The organism is Methylobacterium sp. HMF5984, assembly GCF_045033435.1.
GTDB lineage: Bacteria > Pseudomonadota > Alphaproteobacteria > Rhizobiales > Beijerinckiaceae > Methylobacterium.
In genome coordinates this window covers 4,936,836-4,962,526 of record NZ_JBJFLN010000001.1, presented here as the reverse complement: position 1 = coordinate 4,962,526, position 25,691 = coordinate 4,936,836, and the positions used below count along the sequence as shown (strand labels likewise).

At 71.1% G+C, this 25,691-nt stretch carries 25 protein-coding genes; 9 read left to right on the top strand and 16 right to left on the bottom strand.

The features are described from left to right. Positions 1 to 96 precede the first annotated feature (96 nt). The 4 genes from mdcC to mdcG are packed head-to-tail and all read left to right on the top strand — an operon-like array spanning position 97 to position 2,633. A complete protein-coding gene (gene mdcC / locus ACFZ8E_RS24100; RefSeq protein ID WP_147726513.1) occupies positions 97 to 411 on the top strand; it encodes a malonate decarboxylase acyl carrier protein in 315 nt (104 codons plus the stop codon). Then, positions 408 to 1,304, top strand: coding sequence for a biotin-independent malonate decarboxylase subunit beta (locus ACFZ8E_RS24095; protein ID WP_405044006.1), 897 nt, complete (start codon positions 408 to 410; stop codon positions 1,302 to 1,304). Before mdcC ends, ACFZ8E_RS24095 begins: the two co-directional genes overlap by 4 nt. After that, complete coding sequence (mdcE, locus tag ACFZ8E_RS24090; RefSeq protein ID WP_243950879.1) at positions 1,291 to 2,004, top strand: biotin-independent malonate decarboxylase subunit gamma; 714 nt, start codon at positions 1,291 to 1,293, stop codon at positions 2,002 to 2,004. The genes ACFZ8E_RS24095 and mdcE overlap by 14 nt, the downstream gene beginning before the upstream one ends. Next, positions 2,001 to 2,633: a malonate decarboxylase holo-[acyl-carrier-protein] synthase gene (gene mdcG, locus ACFZ8E_RS24085; protein WP_405044005.1), complete on the top strand. Its 633-nt coding sequence runs from the start codon at positions 2,001 to 2,003 to the stop codon at positions 2,631 to 2,633. The genes mdcE and mdcG overlap by 4 nt, the downstream gene beginning before the upstream one ends. 194 nt (positions 2,634 to 2,827) lie before the next feature. On the opposite strand, the gene proC is transcribed toward mdcG, so the two are convergent. From proC to ACFZ8E_RS24055, 6 genes are all read right to left on the bottom strand, one after another. Continuing rightward, on the bottom strand, positions 2,828 to 3,658 hold the full coding sequence (proC, locus tag ACFZ8E_RS24080) for a pyrroline-5-carboxylate reductase (protein ID WP_405044004.1): 831 nt from the start codon (positions 3,656 to 3,658) through the stop codon (positions 2,828 to 2,830). An 8-nt stretch (positions 3,659 to 3,666) separates the two neighbouring features. Further along, positions 3,667 to 4,176, bottom strand: a complete 510-nt coding sequence (locus ACFZ8E_RS24075; RefSeq protein ID WP_147726522.1) for a YbjN domain-containing protein — start codon at positions 4,174 to 4,176, stop codon at positions 3,667 to 3,669. A 317-nt stretch (positions 4,177 to 4,493) separates the two neighbouring features. Then, positions 4,494 to 4,784, bottom strand: a complete 291-nt coding sequence (locus ACFZ8E_RS24070; protein ID WP_147726524.1) for an accessory factor UbiK family protein — start codon at positions 4,782 to 4,784, stop codon at positions 4,494 to 4,496. A 157-nt stretch (positions 4,785 to 4,941) separates the two neighbouring features. After that, positions 4,942 to 5,178 carry a hypothetical protein gene (locus ACFZ8E_RS24065; protein ID WP_147726526.1) on the bottom strand — a complete coding sequence of 79 codons (237 nt, stop codon included), beginning with the start codon at positions 5,176 to 5,178 and terminating at the stop codon, positions 4,942 to 4,944. A 133-nt stretch (positions 5,179 to 5,311) separates the two neighbouring features. Then, complete coding sequence (locus tag ACFZ8E_RS24060; protein ID WP_147726528.1) at positions 5,312 to 6,028, bottom strand: PhoH family protein; 717 nt, start codon at positions 6,026 to 6,028, stop codon at positions 5,312 to 5,314. 377 nt (positions 6,029 to 6,405) lie between these two features. Next, a complete protein-coding gene (locus ACFZ8E_RS24055; protein WP_147843468.1) occupies positions 6,406 to 8,793 on the bottom strand; it encodes an ATP-dependent helicase in 2,388 nt (795 codons plus the stop codon). 198 nt (positions 8,794 to 8,991) lie between these two features. Between ACFZ8E_RS24055 and ACFZ8E_RS24050 the strand changes: the two genes are divergently transcribed. Beyond that, the gene (locus ACFZ8E_RS24050; protein ID WP_147843467.1) at positions 8,992 to 9,228 is read left to right on the top strand and encodes a hypothetical protein; all 237 of its coding nucleotides are present in this window, start codon (positions 8,992 to 8,994) and stop codon (positions 9,226 to 9,228) included. Between the two features lie 117 nt (positions 9,229 to 9,345). Next, positions 9,346 to 12,897 carry an AsmA family protein gene (locus tag ACFZ8E_RS24045; RefSeq protein ID WP_405044003.1) on the top strand — a complete coding sequence of 1,184 codons (3,552 nt, stop codon included), beginning with the start codon at positions 9,346 to 9,348 and terminating at the stop codon, positions 12,895 to 12,897. A 71-nt stretch (positions 12,898 to 12,968) separates the two neighbouring features. Here the strand turns inward: ACFZ8E_RS24045 and ACFZ8E_RS24040 are convergent, their stop codons facing one another. Continuing rightward, on the bottom strand, positions 12,969 to 15,086 hold the full coding sequence (locus ACFZ8E_RS24040; RefSeq protein ID WP_405044002.1) for a S9 family peptidase: 2,118 nt from the start codon (positions 15,084 to 15,086) through the stop codon (positions 12,969 to 12,971). A 623-nt stretch (positions 15,087 to 15,709) separates the two neighbouring features. On the opposite strand from ACFZ8E_RS24040, the gene ACFZ8E_RS24035 reads away from it, so the two are divergent. The 3 genes from ACFZ8E_RS24035 to ACFZ8E_RS24025 all read left to right on the top strand — a co-directional run bounded on the left by ACFZ8E_RS24035 (position 15,710) and on the right by ACFZ8E_RS24025 (position 17,397). Further along, positions 15,710 to 16,144, top strand: a complete 435-nt coding sequence (locus tag ACFZ8E_RS24035) for a MucR family transcriptional regulator (RefSeq protein WP_147729091.1) — start codon at positions 15,710 to 15,712, stop codon at positions 16,142 to 16,144. 101 nt (positions 16,145 to 16,245) lie between these two features. Continuing rightward, positions 16,246 to 16,440: a hypothetical protein gene (locus ACFZ8E_RS24030; RefSeq protein ID WP_405044001.1), complete on the top strand. Its 195-nt coding sequence runs from the start codon at positions 16,246 to 16,248 to the stop codon at positions 16,438 to 16,440. Between the two features lie 111 nt (positions 16,441 to 16,551). Then, the gene (locus ACFZ8E_RS24025) at positions 16,552 to 17,397 is read left to right on the top strand and encodes a DUF6456 domain-containing protein (protein ID WP_405044000.1); all 846 of its coding nucleotides are present in this window, start codon (positions 16,552 to 16,554) and stop codon (positions 17,395 to 17,397) included. Positions 17,398 to 17,408: 11 nt separating this feature from the next. Here ACFZ8E_RS24025 and ACFZ8E_RS24020 read toward each other — a convergent pair whose 3' ends face one another. The 9 genes from ACFZ8E_RS24020 to urtC all read right to left on the bottom strand — a co-directional run bounded on the left by ACFZ8E_RS24020 (position 17,409) and on the right by urtC (position 25,690). Next, positions 17,409 to 17,831 carry a SufE family protein gene (locus ACFZ8E_RS24020; RefSeq protein WP_147726948.1) on the bottom strand — a complete coding sequence of 141 codons (423 nt, stop codon included), beginning with the start codon at positions 17,829 to 17,831 and terminating at the stop codon, positions 17,409 to 17,411. Between the two features lie 82 nt (positions 17,832 to 17,913). Continuing rightward, a complete protein-coding gene (locus tag ACFZ8E_RS24015) occupies positions 17,914 to 18,912 on the bottom strand; it encodes a sensor histidine kinase (RefSeq protein ID WP_405044444.1) in 999 nt (332 codons plus the stop codon). Between the two features lie 217 nt (positions 18,913 to 19,129). After that, positions 19,130 to 20,182 (bottom strand): aliphatic amidase, encoded by a 1,053-nt coding sequence (locus ACFZ8E_RS24010; protein ID WP_405043999.1) that lies wholly within the window; start codon positions 20,180 to 20,182, stop codon positions 19,130 to 19,132. Positions 20,183 to 20,246: 64 nt separating this feature from the next. Continuing rightward, positions 20,247 to 20,564 carry a zinc ribbon domain-containing protein gene (locus tag ACFZ8E_RS24005; protein ID WP_244033068.1) on the bottom strand — a complete coding sequence of 106 codons (318 nt, stop codon included), beginning with the start codon at positions 20,562 to 20,564 and terminating at the stop codon, positions 20,247 to 20,249. 62 nt (positions 20,565 to 20,626) lie between these two features. Then, positions 20,627 to 21,856, bottom strand: a complete 1,230-nt coding sequence (fmdA, locus tag ACFZ8E_RS24000) for a formamidase (RefSeq protein WP_147726952.1) — start codon at positions 21,854 to 21,856, stop codon at positions 20,627 to 20,629. Positions 21,857 to 21,935: 79 nt separating this feature from the next. After that, entirely contained in the window at positions 21,936 to 22,952 is a 1,017-nt protein-coding gene (locus ACFZ8E_RS23995; RefSeq protein ID WP_405043998.1) for an alpha/beta fold hydrolase, read from the bottom strand. A gap of 11 nt (positions 22,953 to 22,963) precedes the next feature. Beyond that, entirely contained in the window at positions 22,964 to 23,653 is a 690-nt protein-coding gene (urtE, locus tag ACFZ8E_RS23990; protein WP_147842657.1) for an urea ABC transporter ATP-binding subunit UrtE, read from the bottom strand. Positions 23,654 to 23,727: 74 nt separating this feature from the next. After that, complete coding sequence (urtD, locus tag ACFZ8E_RS23985; RefSeq protein ID WP_147726955.1) at positions 23,728 to 24,513, bottom strand: urea ABC transporter ATP-binding protein UrtD; 786 nt, start codon at positions 24,511 to 24,513, stop codon at positions 23,728 to 23,730. Positions 24,514 to 24,520: 7 nt separating this feature from the next. Further along, entirely contained in the window at positions 24,521 to 25,690 is a 1,170-nt protein-coding gene (gene urtC, locus ACFZ8E_RS23980; RefSeq protein WP_147726956.1) for an urea ABC transporter permease subunit UrtC, read from the bottom strand. Between the last annotated feature and the right edge of the window lies 1 nt (position 25,691).

The following is a 25,691-nucleotide window of genomic DNA, read 5'->3' as shown; positions in this document are numbered from 1 at the left end:
GCAGGCGCGGAACGCGGTACGCGACCCCCTCTCGCGTTCGGGAGAGGGGACCCGCGATCCCGCCGGATGGCATTGGGCGCAGGAGGACGATGTCACATGGAAACGATGACCTTCCGCCACACCACGAAAGGACCGCTCGCCGGCACCAAGCCGCAGGCGATCACCGGCGTCGTCGCATCCGGCAACCTCGAGGTGCTGCTGGAGCGCGTGCTGCCGCCGGACCAATGCACCATCGAGATCGCGACGCCGGTGGTCGGCTACGGCGACGTCTGGGAGGCGGTGGCGGCCGACTTCGTGGCGCGGGCCCAGCCCGGCGGCCTGCGCATCGCGATCAACGACGGGGGCGCCCGGCCCGACACCGTGTCGCTGCGCCTGCTCCAGGGCGCGCGCCTGATGGAGACCGGCCGATGAGCTTGAGCTGGTACGAGGCCAGCGCCCGGCAGCGCGTCGCCGCGCTCGTCGACGCGGAGAGTTTCGAAGAGTTCGTCGGCCCGGAGCAGCGGGCGATGAGCCCCCACCTGCCGCTGTTCGACCTGCCCCGCGCCTTCGACGACGGCATCGTCGTCGGCCGGGGCAGGCTCGACGGCCGCACGGTCTACCTCGCCGCCCAGGAGGGCCGCTTCATGGGCGGCGCCTTCGGCGAGGTGCACGGCGCCAAGCTCGTCGGGCTTTTACGCGCCGCGGTCACCGAGACGCCGGAGGCCGTGCTGATCCTGTTCGACACCGGCGGCGTCCGCCTGCAGGAGGCCAATGCGGGCGAGACCGCCATCGCCGAGACCATGCGCGCCATCGCCGATCTGCGCCGCGCCGGCATCCCGGTGGTCGGGCTCGTCGGCGGCCGCGCCGGCTGCTTCGGCGGCGGCGGCCTAATCGCCGGAACCTGCTCGCGCCTCGCGGTCTCGGAGGGCGGGCGCATCTCGGTCTCCGGCCCGGAGGTGATCGAGACCAACCAGGGCGCCGAGGAATTCGACTCGAAGGACCGCGCCCTGGTCTGGCGCACCATGGGCGGCAAGCACCGGCGCCTCGCCGGCGGCGCCGACCGGTTCTGCGACGACACCGTGGAGGCGTTTCGCGCCGCCGCCCTCGACCTGATCGGCCGGGCGCCGGCCTTCGACCTCGCGACGCTCGAAGCGGAGCAGGCGCGGCTCGAAGACCGCATCGCGCGCTTCGGCGATTGCCGCGACGCCACCGAGATCTGGGCGCGCCTCGGCGTCAACGACCCGGCCGGCGTGCCGGCCCTGTCGGCGGCCGACTTCGACGGCCTCGTCGCCGGGCTCGAGGGGACGACACATGACGCTCGCTGAGATCCTGGCCTCGCTCTTCCCCGACGGCCACGCGGTCGCCGTCGCCGACGGTCTGATCACCGGCCGCGGGCCGCTGGACGGCCGCGACCTCGCGGTGGTCGGCGTCGACGGCGACACGCCGCTCGGGATCGAGGGCGCGCTGGCCCTTTCGGCCGCCGTGCTGGCGACGGTGCGGGCCGGCGGCGCCACGCCGATCCTCGTGCTCGTCGATTCCGACAGCCAGCGCATGAGCCGGCGCGACGAGCTTCTGGGGCTGAACGAGTGCCTGGCCCACCTCGCCAAGGCGCTGCTGCTGGCGGATGCGCAGGGCCACCCGACGATCGGCCTGATCTACGGCCACTCGGCCGCCGGCGCCTTCATCGCCACCGCCCTCGCCACCCGGGTTCTGGTGGCGCTGCCCGGGGCCAACCCGAGCGTGATGGACCTGCCCTCCGTCGCCCGCGTCACCAAGCTGCCGCTGGAGAAGCTCGAGGCGATGGCGAAATCCACCCCCGTCTTCGCGCCCGGCCTCGACAACATGGTCCAGGCCGGCGCGGTGCAGGCGGTGCTCGATCCCGCCAAGCCCCTCGGGCCGCAGATCGCGGCCCTGATCGGCGAGCCGCCCTCGCACGACGCCCGCGACGCCCTCGGCAAGGATCGCGGCGGTCGTCCCGTCGCCCACGACATCGCCGCGCGGGTGGTCGACGCGGCGCGCGCGTGACGACGCTTCGCCGCCACGACCTGTTCGTGGTGGCGCCCGAGGCCTGGGACCGGCTGCTCGCCGGGCGCTCCGACCTCGACGGCGTGCCGCATGTCGCGGCCTGGGCCGCCAACGGCTGGCCGGTGATCGTGCGGCGCCGTCATCCGGACGAGGGCGACCATCTGCCCGCCGGGCTGCCCCTGCCGCCGGCCGCCGGCAAGCGCCGCATCGGCCTCGCGGTGCCGTGGGCCGACGCGACGCCGTCCCCTCCGGTGACCCTCGCCGCCGCGCGCCCATCCGCGCCGCCGGCCTGGCACCTCGCCGTCGACGCGGTGCTGGCGCTGGCCGCCGAATACGGCGTCGTCCCGCAGGTGTTCGGCGGCCTGCTGTGGCAAAGCCTGACCGGCCTCGCCTACCTCTCAACGACCTCGGACCTCGACCTGCTCTGGCCGGCCACCGTGACGCACCGCCTCCTCGACAGCCTCGCCGCGATCGAGGCGGGCGCCCCGATGCGCCTCGACGGCGAAGTCGTCCTGCCGGACGGCGCCGGGGTGAACTGGCGCGAACTCCACGACGCCCCGCCCGGCGGATCGGTGCTGGCCAAGGGGCTCGATCGGGTGGCGCTGGTTCCTGCGAGCTTGGACCGGTGAGGCCGAAGGATCGAGCCTTCAGCCGATCCCGTCCACCATCCTCATCCTGAGGTGCCGTAGCGAAGCGGAGGCCTCGAAGGAGGCTTCCAGCTTGCGCGCGATTCCCGGAGGGCTCCGTCGAGGCCCGCTGGCGCGGGCGCCTCAGGATGAGGGAGTGGGATGGAGGAGCCCCGCATGCCCTATGGCGTCGAGCCTCAGCCCGCCAGCTCGCCCGCCCGCCGTTTGGCCGCCGCGACGGCCTCCCGCATCAGGGGGCCAAGCGCGTCGTCGCGCATCAGCACGTCGAGGGCGGCGGCGGTGGTGCCGCCCGGCGAGGTGACGTTGCGGCGCAATTCCGATGCGGGCAGGTCGCTCGCGTCGAGGAGGGCGCCGGCGCCGGAGATCGTGGCCCGGGCAAGCCGCGCGGCGACCTGCGGATCGAGCCCGGCGGCGATCCCGGCCTCCGTCATCGCCTCGACCATCAGGAAGACGTAGGCCGGCCCCGAGCCCGACAGGGCGGTGACCGCATCGATCTCGGCTTCCGAGCCGACCCATTCGACGAGCCCGTTGGCGCCGAGCAGAGCCGCGACGGCGGCACGCTGGCCCGCGGTCACCGCCGCGTTCGCGACGGCGCCGGTGGCCCCGCGGCCGATGCTGGCGGGCAGGTTCGGCATTGCGCGCACGATCGCCCGGGCGCTCGGCAGGCGGCCTTCGATGTCGGCCACGGTCTTGCCGGCCAGGATCGACATGACGACGGTGCCCGGGCCGATCATCCGGTCGAGGCCGGGCGCGGCGTCGGCGAACCCTTGCGGCTTGATCGCGAGGACGAGGACGGCGGCGGGCGCGACCGTGGCCGGGTTGAGGGCGAGGCCGCGGGCGGTGCAGAGCGCGCGCAGCGCATCGGACGGATCGGCCTCGACGATCGTCGTGCGCTTCGGGTCGAGGCCGGCCGCGAGCCAGCCTTCGAGCATCGCCCCGCCCATCTTGCCCGCCCCGACGAGGGTGAGGGAGGCGGGCAGGGCGCCCGCCGCGGGAGGAGCGGCCATGGCGGGCCTCAGGCCTCGCCCTCGGTCTCGAACAGGACCGCGTCCAGCGCCTCGCGGGCGGACTTGCCGGCCCAGAGCACGAACTGGAAGGCCTGGTAGTAGCGCTCGCATGCCTCCACCGCCGACTTCAGCAGCATCGCGCATTGCGGATGCGTCGGCACCGAGCCGCCGGCGAGCAGGAGCGAATGGCGGAACATCACCACGTCGTCGCTCGACCACAGGTCGAAATGCCCGATCCAGAGCTGCTCGTTGATCAGCGCGATCAGGCGCTGCACCTCGGTGCGGCGGCGATCCGGCACCTTGAGGTCGAAGGCGCAGGCGACGTGCAGGGCCTCGACGTCCTCGATCCAGGTGAACGCGACCTGGTATTCGGTCCAGCGCCCGGCCACCACGACGGACATCTCGTCCGTCTCGGCGCGATCGAAGATCCAGTCGCGGAGCGCGGCAAGACGCTCCACGACATCGAGCGGGTGCTCGATCCGATCGTAGCCTTCGATGTCGACGTGAAGCTGTGGCATGACGATCCGAGATGACGCCGCCGTATTCCGGCGCCGCGGCATGGTGAACGATAAATAACCAAAGTTCGGAACCATGTCACGACGCGAAATCACTTGTCCCGATGGGACGGAATATCGCGCGATGACGACTTGGCGGCTCCCGGTCTTCGGCGGGCTAAGGCGAATCAGTACGTCACCGACTATAAACCGGCGCGGACTCGCGACACAAAGCGCTTCGCCCGGCCGGTGAACAGGAAATGGATCGTTCGCGCGCGCTTCCTGTGTACAAGCCCGCCGCCCCGCCGAGACCGATTCGCGCCGGTCGCCCGCGCGTCGGATCAGATCGCCTCGCTCGCTCCGGCGGTGGACGCAGCGGCCGCGGCCGGCGCCGCATCGGCCTCGAGCGCCGCGACCCGCGCGGTCAGCGCCTCGTTCTGCGCGCGCAGGGTGGCGACCATGTCGCGCAGCACGTCGAGCTCCTCGCGGGAGGCGATGTCCATGTCGCGGATCAGCCGCTCGGCCTGGGCGCGGATCACGGTCTCGGCCTCGCGGCGCACCCCCTGCGCGGCGCCCGCGGCATCCGTCATCAGGCGGGCGAAGTCGTCGAACAGGCGGTTGGAGGGGGGCATGTGGTCTCCGAAAGCTCGCAGCCGCAACCCGGCCTGCGCCTCGACATAGGAATCCGCGGAGTCCGGGGCAATCCGCCGGCGCGCGGCGGCGCGGGCTGCCACAAAAGAAAACGGGGCCCCGAAGGACCCCGTCGCCGACCGATCAGGGTCGGTCAGATCACATGCGGCGCATCATGTGGCGGCGCATCATGCGGTGCTCCATGTGCCGGCGCATCATGCGACGCTCCATCCGGCGATGCATCATGCGACGCTCCATGCGGTGCATCTGGACATGCTCGATCGCGTCGGGGGCGGTCACGCCCATCGGGGCGCCCGGGGCGGCGGAGGCGGGGGCGGTGATGGCGGCGGCGCCGAGCGAGGCCAGAACGGCAACGGCGAAGGTCAGTTTCCTCACGGAGATAATCCTGTTTCTTGTCGTCGGGCCGCGGCACCCATGTCATCTCCCGGGTCCGGGAGATGAGAGAAGGACGTCGCGCCGGTGAAGCGCGGCGGGTCTCCGCTTCGACCCGCCGCTGGTAACTCGCAACTTACAGATTCGTTTCCTCGAAAGCCTTCACCCACTCCGCGCAAATTCCGGAGCGGACGATGTCGTCGCGGGTGAACTCGACCACGGGGATCGGCATCATCCGGCTCTTGATCAGGTGGATGACGGTGCGCAGCCCCGAGGTCTCGCGCAGGTCGGTCTGCGAGACGTCGCCGTTGATGATCACCTGGCAGGCGTCGCCGATGCGGGTGAGGAACATCTTGATCTCGGCGGTGGTCGTGTTCTGCGCCTCGTCGAGGATCACGAGGCAGTCCTTGAAGGTGCGCCCGCGCATCACCTCGAACGGCACGATCTCGATGTCGCCGGCCTTCAAGGCGATCTCGAAGGCGGCGGCGCCCATCCGTTCCTTCATCGCCTCGGTGAGGGGAGCGACCCAGGGCGCGATCTTCTCCTCCAGCGTGCCGGGAAAGAAGCCGAGCGAACGGCCGCCGGGAACGTTCGGGCGGGTGATGATCACCTTGGCGATCCGGCGCTGGCGCAGCAGGTCGGCGGCGCGTGTGCCGGCGATGTAGGTCTTGCCGGTGCCGGCCGGGCCGAGCACGATGACCTGCGGGTTCAGGGCGAGCGCGTCGAGGTATTCGGCCTGCCGGTCGGTCAGCGGCTGGATCGGGCCTAGGTTTCGTTCCTCGTCGAAGCGGGTCCTGTGCAGCCGGACCGTGCGGTCTTCCACCAGCTCGAGTCGTGCGCGCCGTCTTTTCATCGATCAACACTCCGCGTGGGATTTGCCAACCAAAAGGACTTGCTAACCAGAAACCGCTCTTCGCTCTAACCTTCGTATCGTGGGCTTATCTCTCCTCTCGGAAGCAATGACGCTGCGTCGAGCCGGTTCCGGCCCTCGACACGAAGCTTGTGGACAAGACGAGCCGCTGCGCGGCCCGCCTGGTCGTTGCCGGAGCATGCAACGCGCGCACCATAGAGTCGGGCGATGCGACGGCCGCATGACGGGGCCCGGCAGGTGTTGCTGAAATGGCTCGGACGACGGCGGATGGTGCGCCGGGACGGTCGGGGGATGGGGCCGTGTCCGGTCCGCCCAAGGTCGTGTCCTGCGCCCGACGTCACGCTCGTCCGCGAGCGGCCTCAGGCCGGCTGCAGGAAGCTGTCGAGCACCATCTTGCGACCGGCCTTGTCGAAGTCAACGGTGAGCTTGTTGCCGTCGACGGCGGCCACGTCGCCGGGGCCGAACTTGGTGTGCAGAACCCGCATCCCGGCCTCGAAGGCCGAGGGCGTGCCGGTGGATTTGGCGATCAGCTCGCCCTCGATCTGGCGCGGGCCGCCGCGCCCGCCGCCGGGCGAGGCGCCGAAGCCGCGGGCGGTGGTGTGCGCCGCGCCCTTGCCGAAGTTGTTCTGCTGCCCGGTATTGGCCTGCGCCCGCTGCCAGCCCGGCGTGCCGTAGCTCGAGCCGAAGGGCTGCGGATTGCGGTCGAAGCGCGAGGCGCCGGCGGAGAAGTGGGCCGGCGCCTCGATCACGTCGACCGCCGATTCCGGCAGCTCGTCGATGAAGCGCGACGGGATGGTCGAGGACCACAGGCCGTGGATGCGGCGGTTGACGGCAAAGGACAGCTTCGCGCGCTTGCGGGCCCGCGTCAGCCCGACATGGGCGAGGCGACGCTCCTCCTCGAGGCCCGCGCGGCCGCTCTCGTCGAGGGCGCGCTGGTTCGGGAAGAGGCCATCCTCCCAGCCGGGCAGGAACACCGTGTCGAATTCCAGCCCCTTGGCCGCGTGCAGGGTCATCAGCGAGACGCGCTCGGCGCCCTCGGCCTCAGAGGCCTCCATCACCAGCGAGACGTGCTCGAGGAAGGCGCCCATGTCGGGGAACTCCTCCATCGAGCGGACGAACTCCTTGAGGTTCTCCAGCCGCCCGGCGGCGTCGGCCGACTTCTCCTTCTGCCACATCTCGGTGTAGCCGGATTCCTCGAGGATGGTCTGCGCCACCTCGGAATGCGGGTTGCTCTCGACGAGCCGCGCCCACCGCGAGAAGCTCTCGGTGAGCGCGCGCAGCGTCGAGCGCACGCGGGGCTTGAGCTCGTCGGTCTCGCAGAGCTTTCGCGCGGCGTGGAGCAGCGGGACCTGCTCGGCGCGGGCGTAGAGGTGGAGCTGCTGCAGCGTCGCGTCGCCCAGGCCGCGCTTGGGGGTGTTGACGATCCGCTCGAAGGCGAGGTCGTCGGACGGGTTGTTGGTCGCGCGCAGGTAGGCCAGCGCGTCGCGGATCTCGGCGCGCTCGTAGAAGCGCGGGCCGCCGATCACCCGGTAGGGCAGGCCGAGCTGGACGAAGCGGTCCTCGATCTCGCGCATCTGCGCCGAGATCCGCACCAGCACCGCGATCTCGGAGAGCGGGTGCTGCTTGGCCTGGAGCGCCTCGATCGATTCCGCCAGGAGCCGCGCCTCTTCTTCCGAATCCCACGCGCCCGACACGGTGACGGGCTCGCCGAGCTCGTCCTCCGTGCGCAGGGTCTTGCCGAGCCGGCCCTGGTTCTTGGCGATCAGGCCCGAGGCGGCGGCCAGGATGTGGCCCGTCGAGCGGTAGTTGCGCTCGAGGCGGACCACCACGGCACCGGGAAAATCGTGCTCGAAGCGCAAGATGTTGTCGACCTCGGCCCCGCGCCAGCCGTAGATCGACTGGTCGTCGTCGCCGACGCAGGCGATGTTCTTGCGCACCTGCCCGAGCAGCCTGAGCCAGAGGTACTGGGCGACGTTGGTGTCCTGGTACTCGTCGACGAGGATGTAGCGGAACCGGTCCTGGTAGTTGGCCAGCACGTCCGGATTCTCGCGCCACAGCTTGAGGCAGAGCAGCAGCAGGTCGCCGAAATCGACCGCGTTGAGCGTGACGAGCCGGGCCTGGTAGGCGGTGTAGAGGTCGCCGCCCTTGCCGAAGGCGAAGGCCTGCGCCTCGCCGGCCGGGATCTGGTCCGGGCCGAGGCCGCGGTTCTTCCAGCCGTCGATGACGTGGCCGAGCGCGCGTGCCGGCCAGCGCTTCTCGTCGATGTTCTGGTCCTTCAGCACCTGCTTCATCAGGCGCAGCTGGTCGTCGGTGCCGAGGATCGTGAAGTCGGATTTCAAGCCCACCAGCTCGGCGTGGCGGCGCAGGATCTTGGTGCCGATGGCGTGGAAGGTGCCGAGCCAGGGCATGCCCTCGCCGGCCGGCCCGATCAGCGTGCCGATGCGGTGCTTCATCTCCCGCGCGGCCTTGTTGGTGAAGGTCACCGACAGGATGTCGAACGGCCGCGCCCGGCCGGTCGTGATCAGGTGGGCGATGCGGGTCGTCAGCACCCGCGTCTTGCCGGTGCCGGCGCCGGCCAGCACCAGGACGGGGCCCTCCGTCGCCTCGACGGCGCGGCGCTGCTCGTCGTTCAGGCCGTCGAGATAGGAGGACGCGCTCGGGCGCAAGGCCCCCATGGCGCGGGCGGCGATGGAGCTGGAGCCACGCTCCGCGTCGGAAGGCGGCGTCGCATGCGAAGAGTTCGGCATGGGCAATCCCTGGACCAAAACGCGAACGGCGTCGAGACCCGGACGCCGAGGCCTCGACGCTGAGGCGCGATCGCCGAGGCCCGGAGCCCGAGGCCCGGACGCAATGTCGCCGCCCCGCGCGGCCGCCGGGAGGGAACTTGAAGCAGGCCGGCCGCTTGCTCACATCATCGACAGACATCCCCCACACAGGAGCGCCCGATGCGCATCGTGCCGATCGCCATCATCGCCGCCCTCGCCGCCACGCCCGCCCTCGCGCAGGTCCGGCAGGGCAACCCCGACGCCGCCAACGAGTCCTTCGCCCGCCAGGGCGAGTCCCGGGCGCTGCAGCAGAACCTCACCTCGCAGAACAACACCACGCGCATGGAGATCCAGCGCAGCCAGCAGATGCAGGCACCCCAACCCACCCCGGGCGTGATCGTCGCCCCCCGGCGCTGAGCGGAGCCCGCGGGCGTTGAACCGAGGCCGCGGGCGCCCTGGCGCCTGCGGTCTCGCGCCGTGCTATGCCCGCCGTAAACCCGCCGGGTGGCGCGGGGTGCATGCGGAACGATCACGGTGCGTGACCTCCTGACCGCGCTCGCGGGCGCCGTCATCCTGATCCTCGTCGCGGCGCTCGCGGTGCCGCCCTTCATCGACTGGCCGGCCCATCGCGCCTTCGTCGACGCGACCGTGAGCCGGTCCCTCGGCCTGCCGGTGCGCAGCGAGGGCCGCATCGACGTGCGGCTGCTGCCCTCGCCGCGCCTGCGCCTCGACCGCCTTCATCTCGGCGACGAGCCGGGACGGCCCGCCCTCGATCTGCGCTTCGTCAAGGCCGAGCTCGGCCTGAGCCCGCTGCTGGCGGGCGCGTTCCGCTTCACCGAGACCCGGATCGGCCGCGCCGAGGTCAAGCTGCCGGTGACCGAGGGCGACGCCCTCGTGGTGCCGGCCGGCCTCGGCGAGGCCCTGCGCGGCCGCGACCTCGCAATCGAAGACCTCCACGTCCAGCAGCTGCTGCTGACCACGGTGGTGCCCGCGACCGGGCGCACCGACCAGTTCTACGCGGAAGCCGTGCAGATCCAGGCGCCGGCCCTCGTCGGCCCCTGGCGGGTCGCGGGCACCAGCGGCGGCCTGCCGTTCACCCTGGTCAGCGGCGAGCCGGCGGCGGACGGCGCCGTCGCCCTGAAGCTCTCGGGCGGCGGCGACGCCCATCCGCGCTTCGAGGCCGACGCCCGCGTCGCCTTCGTGCCGGCGGATCCGCGCGGCGGCGCCCGCAGCACCGAGCCGCGCCCGCTCGTCGCCGAGGCCGAGGGCAGCGCCCGCCTCGTCGTCGGCCCGCCGGCCCAGGCCGCCGGCGCCTACCTGCCGTTCGCGCTGGGCGGCAAGTTCAAGGCCCGCGGCGCCCTCGTCCGGTTCGAGGGCGTCAACGCCGAGATCGATCCGGGCGGGCAAGCCTTGCGGCTTTCCGGCAGCGGCCAGATCGACCTGCGCCGCTGGCGCGCGGGGCTGACCCTGGAGGCGCGCCGCCTCGACCTCGACGCCTTCCTGCTCTCGCCGGGCGGGCAGGCCTTCGTGGCGCGCGGGCTGCCCAAGGTGGGCGCGAAATCGGGTGGCGGCCTGCCGGTGATGCTCGACCTCGACCTCTCGGTCGAGGCGGCCGTGCTCGGCTTCGAGGAATGGTCCAACCTCAAGGCCACGGGCACCCTCGACCGCACCGGCGGCCTGCTGCTGCGACGCTTCTCGGCCGTGGCGCCGGGTGCGGCGACCATCACGGCCAGCGGCGAGATCGACACCGATCCGAGCCCGCGCTTCACCGGCCCGGTCGCGCTCGCGGCCGCGGCCTCCGACGGGCTCGGGCGCTACCTGCGCCGGCTCGGCCTCGACGGGCCGCCGACGGCGCTGCTCGACGGGCGGCCGGTCGAGGTCTCGGCCGAGGTCTCGGCGGCCGGCACCGCGTTCTCCCTGCGCAACCTCCGGCTCGCGCTGGGCGAGGCGCAGGTTACCGGAAATGCCCGCTACACCCCGGCCGAGGGCCGGACCCGCGGCCGGTTCGACGCGCAGATCCGCGCCCGCGGCCTCGACGTCGCCGGCCTGCCGCCGCTCGGCAACGCGCTCGCGGGGCTGCACGGCCACGACCTCGGCCTGACCATCGAGGCGCGCGACCTGCGCTACGGCGCGACCGGCACCGGGAACGGCACGCTCTCGGCCAGCATCCAGTCGGACGGCGCCGCCCTCGTCGTCGACAGCCTCGACGTGACGGACCTGGCCGGCGCCAACGCCAAGCTGTCCGGGCGGATCGGCGCCGACGGCACGGGGCGCGTCGCCGGCCGGCTCTCGGCCCCGGTGGCGGCGCCGCTGGTCGCCCTGGTCGACCGGGTCTGGATCGCGGAGACGCGCCTGATCCCGGCCTTCCTGCGCGCCGGCGCGCTCGACCTCGCCGTCACGCTGGAGCGCGACGCGGGCGACGCCGACGCGCTGCGGCTCGCCGCCACGGGCCAAGCCGCGGGCGGCAGCCTCGACCTGTCGCTGGTCAGCCGCGCCGGCGCGGTCGAGGGGGCGAGGATCCGCCTCGCGACGCCGCGGGCCGGCACCTGGCTCGGCCGCACCGACATCGCCGGCCTGCAGCAGCCGGCCGACCTGAGCCTGGTGGCGGCCCGCGCGGCCGACGGCGGCCTGACGCTCCAGGCGACCGGCACGATCGCCGGCGCCACGCTGTCGACCGCGACGCCGCTGCGGCTTCCCACCGAGGGCGGCCCGCCCCGATCCGGCGCGCTGCGGATCGAGACCGCCGACCTCGCGCCGTTCCTGACGCTGGCGGGCGCCGCCGCCCTCGCGCCGGGGCCGTGGCCGGCCGACCTTTCCGTCGCGCTGACCCGGCAAGGAGACGACGCGCGTGCCGCGCTCGCCGGCCGGATCGCGGGGGCGGCCCTCGATGCGACCCTCGTCCGCGCGCCGGACGGGGCGCTGTCGGGAACGGCGCGCCTCGCCCGCCTGTCCCTGCCGCAGCTCGCGGCCGCCCTGGCGATGCCGGCGGGCGCCGCCGGCCGGTTCGGCCCGGTGCCACCGCCGGGACCGCCGGTCTCCCTCGACCTCAGGGTCGACCAGCTCGAGCTCGGGCGCGGGCTCACCGCCTCGGGCGCCGCCATGGCGTTGGGGTTCGAGGAGGGGACCCTGACGCTGCGCGACCTCTCGGCCAGGCTCGCCGAGGGCCGGATCGCCGGCTCGGCGACCCTGTCGCGGCGCGGCGGCCTCGCCTCGATCGCGGGCGAGGGCACCGTCGCCGAGCTGTCGATCCCGGTGCTCGCGGGGGGCGGCCCGCTCGGCGGGCGCCTGTCGGCGGCGCTGCGCTTCGGCACCTCCGGCGAGACGCCCGGCGCGCTGGCGGCCAACCTCTCGGGCACCGGCAGCCTCACGCTCGCCGCCCTCAACCTGCCCGAGACGGATCCCGCCGCCGTCGGGCGCGCCCTCGTCCGCGCCCTGCAGATCGAGGACCCCTTGCGCGACGGCCGGCTCCAGGCCCTCGTCGCCGAGGAGCTGTCGAAGGCCGCCACCGGCACGACGCAGCCGGCCTCGGCGCCGGCCACCATCATCGGAGGGGTCGTGCGCGCCGGGCCGCTCGACCTCGATTTCGGCGCGGCGCGCTGGAACGGGACGCTCGGCTACGATCTTCGAACGAGCCGGCTCGACGCCCGCGGCACGCTCGGCGGCGGTGCGGCGCCGAAGGGCTGGAGCGGCGGGCCGCCCGCGATCCAGCTCGGCTTCGCCGGCCCGCTCGCCGCGCCCGAGCGCAGCCTCGACGTCGGCCCGCTCACCACCGGGCTCGCCGCCCTGGTGCTGCAGCGCGAGCTCGAGACCATCGAGCTGATCGAGGCCGACCAGATCGAGCGCCAGCGCCGCCGCGCCCGGATCGAGATGGACAAGGCCCGCGCCGCCGCCCTCAAGGCCGCCGCCGAGAAGGTCGCTGCGGAAAAGGCGGCCGCCGACAGGGCCGCGGTCGAGGAGGCCGCCCGCCAGGCCCGGCTCAAGGCGCAGGCCGCCGAGGAGGCTGCCCGCCGCGCCCGCGCCGAGACCGCCGAACCGCCGCCGGCCGAGCGCCCGCTCGACATCCGCCCGCCGCCCGCCCAGCCGTGATGCGCGTCCTCCCTCCCCCGCAGTGGGGGGGAGGGCGTGTTCCTATCTCGGCGGCGCCACCCCGCGCCCCCTCAAGCCTTCCCCACCGCCGCCAGCGCGAAGCCGTAGATCAGCGCCACCTCCTCGAGCCGGTCGAAGCGGCCGGCGGCGCCGCCGTGGCCGGCTTCCATGTTGGTGCGCAGCAGGACCGGGCCGCCGCCGGTCATGGTCGCGCGCAGGCGCGCCACCCATTTCGCGGGCTCCCAGTAGGTCACGCGCGGATCGGTGAGGCCGCCGAGCGCCAGGATCGCCGGATAGGCCTTGGCCGCGACGTTGTCGTAGGGCGAGTACGACAGGATCGTCCGGAACGCCGCCTCGCTCTCGGCGGGGTTTCCCCATTCCGGCCATTCCGGAGGAGTCAGCGGCAGCTCGGCGTCGAGCATGGTGTTGAGCACGTCGACGAAGGGCACGTCGGCGACGATGCCGGCGAACAGCTCGGGGGCGAGGTTGGCCACCGCCCCCATCAGCATGCCGCCGGCGCTGCCGCCATGCGCGACGATCCGCTTCTCCGACGTGTAGTTCGCGGCGATCAGCGCCCGGGCGCAGGCGACGAAGTCTGAGAAGGTGTTGGGCTTCTTCTCGCGCTTGCCGTCGAGGTACCAGCGCCAGCCCTTCTCGGTGCCGCCGCGGATGTGGGCGATGGCGTAGACGAAGCCGCGGTCGACCAGGCTCAGCAGGTTGGTGCGGAACGCCGCCGGCATCAGCGTGCCGTAGGCGCCGTAGCCGTATAGCAGCAGCGGCGCCGACCCGTCGAGGACGAGGTCGCGCCGGTGCAGCAGCGAGATCGGGACCTGCTCGCCGTCGGCGGCAGTCGCGAACAGGCGCCGGGTGACGTAATCCTCCGGCGCGTGCCCGCTCGGGATGGTCTGGCGCTTGCGCAGGAGCCGGGCGCGGGTGGCGCAATCGTAGTCCCAGGTCTCCGTCGGCGTCGTCATGGACGAGTAGGCGAACCGGATCGTCGCCGTCTCGAACGCGTAGCCGGGCTGGAGGCCGAGCGAGTAAGCCTCCTCGGCGAACGCCACCGCATGCTCCTCGCGGGTCGCGAGGTCGCGCACGATGATCCGCGGGCGGGCGTTCTCCACCTCGAGGCGGACCAGATGCGCCGCGAGCACGTGCAGGTGGCGGATCATGGTGCCGGCGCGGTGCGGCACGAGGTCGGTCCAGTGCGCCCGGCCCGGGTCGGCCACCGGGGCGGTGACGATCTTGAAGTCCTCGGCGCCGTCGGCGTTGGTGAGGATGTAGAGATCCGTCCCGCGATGCTCGACCGAGTAGATCAGCAGCGGCTCGCGCGGCTGCACCGCGCGCAGGCGCCCGTCCGGCGCGGCGCGGTCGAGGAGGTGGACCTCCGAGGTCTCGTGGTCGCTCGCGGTGATGGTGAGGTAGGCGCCCGACTGCGTCGCCCCGATATGGACGAAGAACCCGGAATCGCGCTCGGTGTAGACCGCGAGGTCGTCGGCCTGGTCCGCGCCGAGGCGGTGGTACATCACCCGTGCCGGCCGGTGGTTGGTGTCGACCGCCACGTACCAGAAGCCCATGCCGTCGGCCGACCACACCGCCTCGCCGGAGGTCGCCTCGACCCGGTCCGGCGCGTCGGTCCCGGTGGCGAGGTCGCGTACGCGGATGGTGTGGAGCTCCGAGCCCTTGGTGTCTGCGCCCCAGGCCAGGCGGGCGTGGTCGTCGGAATGGGCGGCCCCGGCGATCTCGAAGAACGCCTGGCCCGCGCCCTCCTCGTCGCCGTCGATCAGGATCTCTTCGGCCCCCGCGTCGTCGACGGAACCGGTCGGCCGGCGACAGATCAGCGGGTGCTGGCCGCCGTCGCGGTGGCGGTTGTAATAGGCGAACGGCCCATCCGGGGTCGGCACGCCGCTGTCGTCCTCGCGGATGCGGCCGCGCATCTCGGCGACCAGGGTCCTGCGCAGCGGCGCCGCGTCGGCGAGCGCAACCTGCGCGTAGTCGTTCTCGGACTTCAAGTAGTCCGCGATGTCCGCGGGCAGGGCTGCCGGGTCCTTGAGGACATCCTGCCAGTTCTCGGCCTTCAACCAGGCGTAGTCATCGGTGATGGTGCGGCCATGGACGACGTAGCTGTGCGGCCGGCGCGGCGCCTTCGGTGCGTCGGATGCGGGCGGGACGTGAGCCGTTTCGAACGCCATCTGAAATTTCCCGTGGAGAATCTTCGAGCCTGCGCATGTGCCGTGCGGCCCGTTCCCGGACAAGACCCGGCGTCGAAACGCTCGCGATCGGATGGTGTTGGCCGGGCGGGGCATCGCGCGGACGGGGTGCCCGGGCCGAGCGCGGCCGCGCCAGGGTTTGACCAGGACGAGGGCTTGGCGAGGACGAGGGCTTGGTGCGGACGAGGGCTTGATGCGGACGAGGACTTGGCGAGGACTTGGCTTGACAGCTTTCGCCGCGAGGCTCTCGGTGGCGGGCGGCGGCGTGGCGTCCGCCGAGGGAGGCGCAATCAGAGGTAGCGAAACTCGTCGCCAGCACTTCGCCCTTGAGTAGGCATCTGTTTGAGCGATGTCGGCAAGCTGAAATATTCTTCCGGATAGTTGACGTTGCGTATCCAAGCTGCCGTCGAGCAACTTGCGGCCGATCTGCAAATATCCTATTGAGATGTCGTGGCGAAAGGGGTCGCCGCATTTCACTCAGCACTTGCGGGCAGGACGACCATTGTTGCGGGAATGCCCGCATCGCACCACGAGACGTCGGGGCCGAGGGTCCGCGCCGCTCGGGACGCGTCGACTGCCTCAGCGTCCAGGGGACATCGCCGAACATGAACGACACAGACACCACGGTCGATTACGTGGAACTCGCCGCCGACATCGTGTCGGCTTACGTCAGCAACAATCCGGTCCCCCCGGGCGAGCTGGCGCAGCTGATCGGCCGCGTCCACGCTTCGCTGGTGCAGGTCGCGGGCGGGCAGGTCGAGGCGGCCGCCCCCGCCGGTCCGCTGACGCCGGCCGTGCCGGTGAAGAAGTCCGTCACCGCGGACCACATCATCTGCCTGGAGGACGGCCGGACCTTCAAGTCGCTCAAGCGCCACCTGCGCGCCAAGTACGACATGAGCCCCGAGCAGTACCGCGCCAAGTGGGGCCTGCCGCCGGATTACCCGATGGTCGCACCGAACTACGCCAAGGCCCGCTCCGACCTCGCCAAGGCGATCGGCCTCGGCCAGACCCGCAACGGCAACTACGACGAAGCCGCCTGAGGCGGGCGGAGGCGAAGCCGGGGCGCACCCGGCTTCGCGCGCGCTGCCAGAGGAACGAACCTTGCACTGCCTCAGTCCTGTCCCGTGAGCGGTCTGTTCCGATGAGCGATCCCAAGATCCCCACCGACGACCTCGACAAGGCGAACGACGTCCTGGCGGAGTGGGCCGCCCGGTCCGCGGCCGACAGCGGCGGGCTGGTCGAGCGGCTCGCCGCGATGGGCTACGACGTTCGCGGCAAGTCCGAGGACGAGATCGCCGAGGTGCTGAAGCATCCGCCGACCCAACCCACGGCGTGAGCTGCGTGACGCTCCACAGCGCGCGGGCCGTCAAGTCTTGATCTAGGACGATTTTCAAGACTCTCCTGTTTCCTTCGCCGTGACGAAGATCGTTCGCGTTGGGAACAAAACATGAACAAAACTCCTCAGGCCCGGACCGCCCGCCCCGTGGCCGTGCCGCGCGCGGAGGCCGCGCTCGGGCGCGCCGGCGAGCGGCTGCTCGCGGCGCTCGCGCCCGAGGGCGCCTACGCCTTCCCGGACCCGGTCGAGGATGCGATGCTGATCGTGCGGTGCGGCGGCGGCGTCTCGCTCGGCGGCGGGCGCTTTCCTGCGGCGTCGGGCGAGCGCCTGCTGGCCGCGGACCTCGCCCACCGCGAGCCAGGTCCGCGCGGCCGCATCCTGCTGGCGCCGGCCGGCCGTGCCCGCCTCAGGCGCGGCGACGCCCCGGCCGGCGAAGCGTTCCGCGGCCAGCATCTCGACCTCGTGGTGGAGGGCGAGGGGGCGGAGCGACGCCTGCGCGACGCCGCCGAGAGCCCGATCGCCTGGATGGTGCGGCGGCGCGGCCAGGACGGGGCGCCCCTCCTCGACCGGGCCTCGTTCGAGGCCGGCGAGCGTCTGCGCCGCGACATCACCACGGGCCTGATGATGCCACGAATGGGCATCGACTGGAGCGCGATCCGCGTCGACGGTTCCGGCCCGCGCGCCGCCGCCGGCGCCTCGGATGCGATGATGGCGGCCCGTGCCCGGGTGGAGCGGGCGATGGCCGCGGTCGGCCACGACCTGTCGGGCTTGCTGATCGACCTGTGCGGCCACGTGAAGGGGCTCGAGCGGATCGAGGAGGAGCGCCGCTGGCCGGCGCGCTCCGCCAAGGTGGTGGCGAAGATCGCCCTCGGGCGCCTCGCCGAGCATTACGGCCTGCAGCGCGAGGCGGTCGGGCCCGACCACGCCCGGATGCGGCTGTGGCGGGACCGGGCGTAAGCCCCGCGCGCTCAGGCGGCGAGGCGGACCGCGTCGCGATGGATGCGGTCCGCCATGGCGCGGACCCCGTTCGAGCGCTGCGGCGTCAGGTGCTCGCCGAGGCCGAGCTTGGTGTAGAGCGCGAAGGCGTCGGTGTCGGCCGCCTCGCGCGGGGTCTTGCCGTTGAACAGCGCCACCATCAGCGCGACGAGGCCGCGCACGATGTGGGCGTCGCTGTCGCCGCGCAGGTGCAGGCGCGGCACGTCGCCCGAGGCGTCGACGTTCAGGTCGATCCAGACCTGGCTGGCGCAGCCGAGCACCTTGTTCGACTCGGCATGCAGGGCCGGGTCGGCCGGCGGCAGGGTGCGGCCGAGCTCGATCAGGTAGCGGTAGCGTTCTTCCCAGTCGTCGATGAATTCGAAGTTCTCGACGATGGTCTCGATCGGAGGCAGCATGCTCGGCCGGTTTCGTGTCGGGGGGCGCGGGATATCCCGGATATAGGTCGCCGCCCCGGCCGATGCGAATCGCGACGCCCGCTCAGGCCGGGTCCTCGACCCGCGCCTCCGGCAGCTGCAGCCGCAGCGGATCCTCGGTGGTCGCGACGCCGGTGACCGCGATCTCGGCCTGGGCGGCGTAGGCCGCGATCAGCCGCGGCCCCAGCTTCGGGATGTTCGGCCGACCCGACTCCGCCTGGTCGCCGGCGCCGGAGACGATCGAGAGACGCACCGGCGCACCGGGGGCCGCGTCGATGTCGATGGCGATCGTGCAGGCGACGCTCTCGGCGGTGGCGTCGAGGCATTCGGCGACGATCTCGGCGACGATCATGCCGAGGGCGTTGGCGGTGCGCGGCTCGACTAGGCTGGTGCCGGCGCCGCCGAGATGGACGCCGATGCGGCCGGCCCGGCGCAGCTGGCCGAGGCCGGAGGCGAGCCGGTGCAGGTAGTCGCGCAGGTCGATCGAGGCGATGTGCGGCGCCTCGTGCAGGTGCTGCTGCACCAGCGCGATCGCCCGCACCCGCTGGCCCAGCGCCTCGAAGCTGCCGCGGCAGGGCTCGGGCGCCGCGCGGCCGTAGAGCCCGATCAGGCTGACCATCACCTGGAGGTTGTTGCGGACCCGGTGGTAGACCTCGGCGAGCAGGGTCTCCTTCTCCTGCAGCGACTCCTCGATATGCACCTCGGCATGCTTGCGGTCGGTGATGTCGAAGCACGAGCCGAGATAGCCGCGGAACTCGCCGTCCTCGGTCAGCGGCCGGGCGGTGTCGAGCAGCCAGCGATAGGCCCCGTCGTGGCGCCGCAGGCGGAACTCCACGGTGAACGGCTCCCGCGCCGTGAACGCGGCCGAGACGATGCGCGCGTGGCGCTCGAAGTCGTCCGGGTGGAGCCCCGTGCGCCAGCCGGCGCCGAGTTCCTCCTCCAGCGGCCGCCCGGTGAACTGGAGCCAGCACTCGTTGTGATGGATCGCGTGGCCGAGATGGTCCGAGCGCCACATCATCAGCGGAACGTCGTCGGCGAAGCGCCGGAACTCCGCGCTGACCATGGGCGCTCCCGGCTCGCTGTCCTGACCGCCCGCACCGGCCGGCTTCGACTCACCGTTCATGATCTTCCCGATCCGCCCCTGTTCCGACCTGATGTGCGCTAGGCAAGCGCCGGTCAACGTGTCGGGCGATGGGCCGTTCCGATAGGGACGACGTCCTGTCACCCGCGCGGCCCCGCCCGGCCTCCCGGGCCGGCGGAACCGCGCGGTGGGCCGCGTCTCAGCGCGGGTCCGGCGGACCCTCGCCCTTGCCGACGAAGGGGATGCCGTCGATCGGGCATTCCTCGGTGCCGACGCCCTGCCGGGTGATGGCGCGCACCGCGTCGCGGGTGGCGTCGGGGTCCTCGATCCAGCGGCGGTAGAAGTCGTAGGGGCATTCCGACAGCCCGTGCCGGTTCTCCTTCGAGTTGATCATCCCGGTGTAGCCGCGGTGCAGCAGCTTGAAGAGGTGGTTCTCCGACTGCCCGTGCGCACGGAAGTCGCGGATCAGGAACTTCGACAGCGCCGCGTACTGGATGCCCATCTCCTCCTCGCCGCACTCGCCGAGGGTGCGCCCGTCGAAGCCGACGATCGCGGAGTGGCCGAAGTAGCTGTAGACCCCGTCGAAGCTGGCCGCGTTGGCCACCGCCACGTAGGTGTTGTTGGCGAAGGCCATCGCCTTCGACATCAGGATCTGCTGCTCCTTGGCCGGGTACATGTAGCCCTGGCAGCGGATGATGAGCTCGGCCCCGCGCATCGCGCAGTCGCGCCAGATCTCGGGATAGTTGCCGTCGTCGCAGATGATCAGGCTGATCATCAGGCCCTTCGGCCCCTCCGAGACGTAGGTGCGGTCGCCCGGGTACCAGCCCTCGATCGGCGTCCAGGGCATGATCTTGCGGTACTTCTGCACGATCTCGCCCTGGTCGTTCATCAGGATGAGCGTGTTGTAGGGCGCCTTGTTCGGGTGCTCCTCGTGGCGCTCGCCGGTGAGCGAGAACACGCCCCAGACCTTGGCCTTCCGGCAGGCGGCGGCGAAGATCTCGGTCTCCGCCCCCGGCACGGTGGAGGCGGTCTCGTACATCTCGCCCGCGTCGTACATGATCCCGTGGGTCGAGTATTCGGGGAAGATCACCAGGTCGAGGCCCGGCAGGCCGGCCTTCATCCCGACGATCATGTCGCCGATCTTGCTTGCGTTCTCCAAGACCTCGGCCTTGGTGTGCAGGCGGGGCATCTTGTAGTTCACCACCGCGACGCCGACGCTGTCGGCGCTGGACGAGATGTCTCCGTGCATCATGGCGTGGGTTCCTCCTGGCTTGGGTTCTTGCCTCCCCCGCGAGAGGGGGAGGGTGAGCTGCAGCCTAGTGGCTGATCATCCACGGCCGCGCGTTCGGAAAGCTCTTGGCGGCCGTGGGGTTGGACTTCGCCTTGGTCCCGCTGCAGCAGCCGCAGCCGGCCCCGTGTGCGGACGACTTGCGGGGCGCGTGCGCGCTGCGCTCATTGGTGGCGAAGGCCTTGCGCCGGCCCGCATCCATGGAGGCGAGGTTCGGCGCGGTGAGGAAGGCGCGCCCGCACGCCGCCCCGCAATCGGGACAGTCGTGCGGGTCCTTGAACTGCGCCATCGGGCGCAGCACCGTGAACGGCCCGCAGGCCTCGCAAGCGTAATCGTAGACGGGCATTCGAGCGCTTTCAGGCAGGGTGCACGCGGTCTGCCGCCCGGAAGGCGCGGCAGACCCGAAGACTACAGATCCGGCGAGAGCGGCATCTGGATCGAGCCGTCGAGGAACTTCGTCGGCCCGGCAGCAGTGGGATTGATGTCGAACTCGAAGATCTTGGTCGGAATCCACAAGGTCGCGCAGGCGTTCGGGATGTCGACGACGCCGGAGATGTGGCCCTGGACCGGCGCGGTGCCGAGGATCGAGTAGGCCTGCGCGCCCGAGTAGCCGAACTTCTTGAGGTACTCGATCGCGTTGAGGCAGGCCTGGCGGTAGGCCACCGTCACGTCGAGGTAGTGCTGCTTGCCGTGCTCGTCGACCGAGACGCCCTCGAAGATCAGGTGGTCGTCGAACTTCGGGGTGATCGGCGACGGCTTGAAGATCGGGTTCTTGATCCCGTACTTGGCCATGCCGTCCTTGATCAGGCTGACCTTGAGGTGGACCCAGCCCGCCATCTCGATCGCGCCGCAGAAGGTGATCTCGCCGTCGCCCTGGCTGAAGTGCAGGTCGCCCATCGAGAGGCCGGCGCCGGGCACGTAGACCGGGAAGTAGATCTTCGAGCCGCGCGACAGGTCCTTGATGTCGCAATTGCCGCCGTGCTCGCGCCCCGGCACCGTGCGGGCGCCGGCGGCCGCCGCCTTGTCCTTCGCCTCGCCCTTGAGCCGGCCCATGTGGGCGGTCGGCGCGAAGGGCAGGGTGGCCAGCGCCGGCACGCGGTTCGGGTCGGTGTCGAACAGCGCCTTCTCGCGGGTGTTCCAGGTCTCCAGCATCTTCGGGTCGGGCAGGCAGCCGATCAGCCCCGGGTGGATCAGGCCGGGGAAGCGCACGCCGGGGATGTGGCGCGACTTGGTGAACATGCCCTCGAAGTCCCAGATCGACTTCTGCGCCTGGGGGAAGTGCTCGTCGAGGAAGCCGCCGCCGTTGTTCTTCGAGAAGAAGCCGTTGAAGCCCCACTGGCTCTCGGGCTTGGCGCCGATGTCGAGGAGGTCGACCACGAGCAGGTCGCCGGGCTCGGCGCCCTCGACGCCGATCGGGCCGGAGAGGAAGTGGACGATCGACAGGTCGATGTCGCGCACGTCGTCGGCGGAATCGTTGTTCTTGATGAAGCCGCCGGTCCAGTCGTAGGTCTCGACGATGAAGTCGTCGCCGGGCTTCACCGTCGCGACCATCGGGATGTCCGGGTGCCAGCGGTTGTGCACCATGTCGTTGTCGTAGGCCGATTGCGTCAGGTCGACCTTGATCAGCGTCTCGGGCATGTCTCGACTGTGCTCCCTGTTGTTCGAAAATCCGGGGCTTGGCGCATCCCCGCCCGGCCGGCGCACCGGCCGAAACCGTTCAGCTCGCGAGCAGCTCTTTGAGCGCGTCGTCGAGGGTCTTGATGTCGTCGGGGCTGGTGCCGGGGCCGCCGGCGAAGTGGCCCCACCAGGTGTCGATGACGCGCAGCTCCGCGTTCGGCATCGACTCCGCCTCGATGCGGTTGTCCTCGGGCGGGAAGTACAGGTCGGTCGAGGCCGGCATCAGGATCGCCTTGGCGGTGATCGCGCGAAGCGCCGCCTTGGTGTCCCCGTGGAAGGTGTCGTTGGCGCCGATGTCGCCGTTCTGCCAGGTCCACAGCATCGCGAGCAGGTCGTTGGCGTCGCGCGTGTAGAACAGCCCCTCCCAGAACCCGACGAGGAAGTCCTCGAGGGAGGCGTAGCCCATGTGGGTCTTGTCGGCCTCGATCCGGTAGAAGGTCTGCGACAGGCCCCAGCCGGCATAGACCCGGCCGAAGGCGCGCAGCCCCTTGTTCGGCGGGCTCGCGTACCAGCCCTCGGCGAAGGCGGCGTCGGCCTGGAGCGCGGCCTTGGCGCCTTCGAGGAAGACGAAGTTGTGCCGCGAGCACTTGGCCGAGCCCTGAAACGGCAGGATGCGCGGGACCATGTCGGGATAGAGCGCGCCCCAATGGTAGGTCTGGAGCGCTCCCATCGACCACCCGGTCACCAGCACCAGCTTATCGATGCCGAAATGCTCGGTGACGAGCCGGTGCTGCGCGCAGACGTTGTCGTAGGCGGTGACGTTCGGGAAGCGCGGCCCGTTCCAGGGGGCCGGCGTGTTGCTCGGCGAGGACGAGAGCCCGTTGCCGAACATGTTCGGGATGATGATGAAGTACTTCTCGGGGTCGAGCGCCTTGCCCGGCCCGATCAGCCACTCGTTCTCGGTGTGCTGGCCGGAATACCAGGTCGGGTAGACGATGGCGTTGTCGCGCGCCGCGTTCAGCGTGCCGAAGGTCTTGAACGCGAGCTTGGCGTTGCGCAGCGTCTTGCCGCATTGGAGAACGTGGTCGCCGAGCTCGAAGATCTCGTAATCGGCCATGATGTCCTCGTTCAGACCGAGAGGAAGCGGGCGACCTGGGCCTCGTCGATGTCGGCGCGCAGCGATTCGTGGACGATCTCGCCGTTCTCCATGACGAGCACCCGGTCGGCGACGTCGAGGGCGAAGCTCAGGACCTGCTCGGAGACGACGATCGACAGGCCGCGCGCGTCGCGGATCTTCTTCAGGGTCCGGCCCATCTCGCGGATGATCGACGGCTGGATGCCCTCGGTCGGCTCGTCGAGGAGCAGCACCTTCGGCTTGCTCGCGAGCGCGCGGGCGATGGCGAGCTGCTGCTGCTGGCCGCCCGACAGATTGCCGCCGCGCCGTCCCTTCATCTCGAGCAGCACCGGGAACATTTCGTAGAGGTCCTGCGGCACCTTGCGGGCGCCGGTGACGGTGAGCCCGGTCTCGATGTTCTCCTGCACCGTCATGGTCGAGAAGATCATCCGGCCCTGCGGCACGTAGGCGAGACCCTTGGCGACCCGGGCGTGGCTCTTGAGGGCGCCGATCTCGGTGCCGTCGACGCGGATCGAGCCGGCCTTCACCGGCACGATCCCCATCAGGGTCTTCATCAGCGTGGTCTTGCCCATGCCGTTGCGGCCCATCACCGCGACGATCTCGCCGGGCGCGACCTGGAAGTTCAGCCCGTGCAGCACCTCGCTCTGGCCGTAGGCGGCGTGCAGGTCCTCGACGCTTAAGATCGGCGCCGCCGAGGGGAGCGTGGTGAGCGGAGGGGCCTTGGCCAGGGGGGGATGCGCGGTCTGCAGCATGATGCTCAGTGTCCCAGATACACTTCGATGACCTTCGGATCGTTCTTGACCCGCTCCATCGAGCCCTCCGACAGGACCTTGCCCTGGTGCAGCACGGTGACCCGGTGGGCGATGTCCTCGACGAACTTCATGTCGTGCTCGATCACCAGCACCGAGCGGCCGACGATGATCTGGTTCAGCAGCTCGGCGGTCTTGATGCGCTCGCCGACGCTCATCCCGGCCACCGGCTCGTCGAGCATCAGCAGCTCCGGGTCCTGGATCAGCAGCATGCCGATCTCGAGCCACTGCTTCTGGCCGTGGCTGAGGAACTCGGCCCGCTCCAGCAGCTGGTCCTTCAGGAAGATCGTCTCGGCGATCTCGTGGATGCGCTCGCGGACCTGCGCGTCGCGCTTGAAGGTCAGCGCCCCGAACACCGAGCGCCCGCGCGGGAACGAGATCTCCAGGTTCTCGAACACGGTCAGGTCGTCGTAGATCGACGGGGTCTGGAACTTGCGCCCGACGCCGGCCTGGACGATCGCGCTCTCGGTGAGCTTGGTCAGCTCCTGGCCCTTGTACTTGATCGACCCGGCGCTGGCGCGCGTGCGCCCGCAGATCAGGTCGAGCACCGTGGTCTTGCCGGCGCCGTTCGGGCCGATGATCACCCGGATCTCGTTGGGGTCGACGTAGAACGAGACGTCGTTGACCGCCTTGAACCCGTCGAAGGAGACGGTGAGCGCGTCGACCGCCAGCAGGTATTCGGGGGCGTTCGGGTTGGCGCCGATGACGGAGCCCGGGAGGATCGCGGCGTTCATGCTGTTCTCACTCGGCCGGTGCGCCGTGGGGGACGATCGCGGGGGGCGGGGCGCGCAGACCCTTCACCCGGCGCGTCAGGCGCGGCTCGACGTGCTCGCGCCAGATGCCGGCGAGACCGTTCGGGAAGGCCAGCACCACGGCGATGAACAGCGCGCCGAGGCCGAACAGCCACAGGTCGGGGAAGGATTCCGAGAAGCTGGTCTTGGCCCAGTTGACGAGCAGCGTGCCCCAGACCGCGCCGAACAGCGACATCCGCCCGCCGACGGCGGCGTAGATCACCATCTCGATCGAGGGCACGATACCGACGAAGGACGGCGACATGAACCCGACCTGGAGGGTGAACATCGCGCCGCCGATCGCCGCGAAGGCGGCGGCGAGGCAGAAGGCGAAGACCTTGAACCCGGCGACCGAGTAGCCGGAGAACCGCACCCGGTCCTCCTTGTCCCGCATCGCGACCAGGATGCGCCCGAGCTTCGACTTCTTCACGAACTGCGCGATCAGGATGCAGCCGATCAGCAGGCCGCCGTTGACGAAGTAGAGGATGGTGTGGGCGCCGTCGGTGCGGATGTCCCAGCCGTGCAGCGTGCGCAGGTCGGTGATGCCGTTGATGCCGCCGGTGTAGCCCTGCTGCCCGACGATCAGGATCGTCAGGATCGCGGCGATCGCCTGGGTGATGATGGCGAAGTAGGTGCCGCCGACCCGGCGCTTGAACATCGCCGCCGAGATCACGAAGGCGAACAGCACCGGTACCGCGACGACGAGGATCAAGGTCAGCGGCAGGCTCTGGAACGGCTTCCAGAACCACGGCAGCGCCGTGATCTGGTTCCAGTCCATGAAGTCGGGGATGCCCGGCGTCGACTGGATCTTCGTGTTCTCGACGCTGGACGCCTCGAGCTTCAGGTACATCGCCATGCAGTAGCCGCCGAGGCCGAAGAAGCAGCCCTGGCCGAGCGACAGGATGCCGGCATAGCCCCAGCAGATGACGAGGCCGAGGGCGACGAAGGCGTAGGTGAGGTACTTGCCAACCAGGTTGAGCCGGAAGGCGTCGAGCAGGCTCGGCAGCACGACGAGCAGCACCAAAGCCAGCACCGCCAGGCTCAGCCACTCGATCGGCTTCATGAACGGGTTGTCGTTCACGGTGACGGACTTGGTCAGGGTCTGGACGGGGTTCTTCATC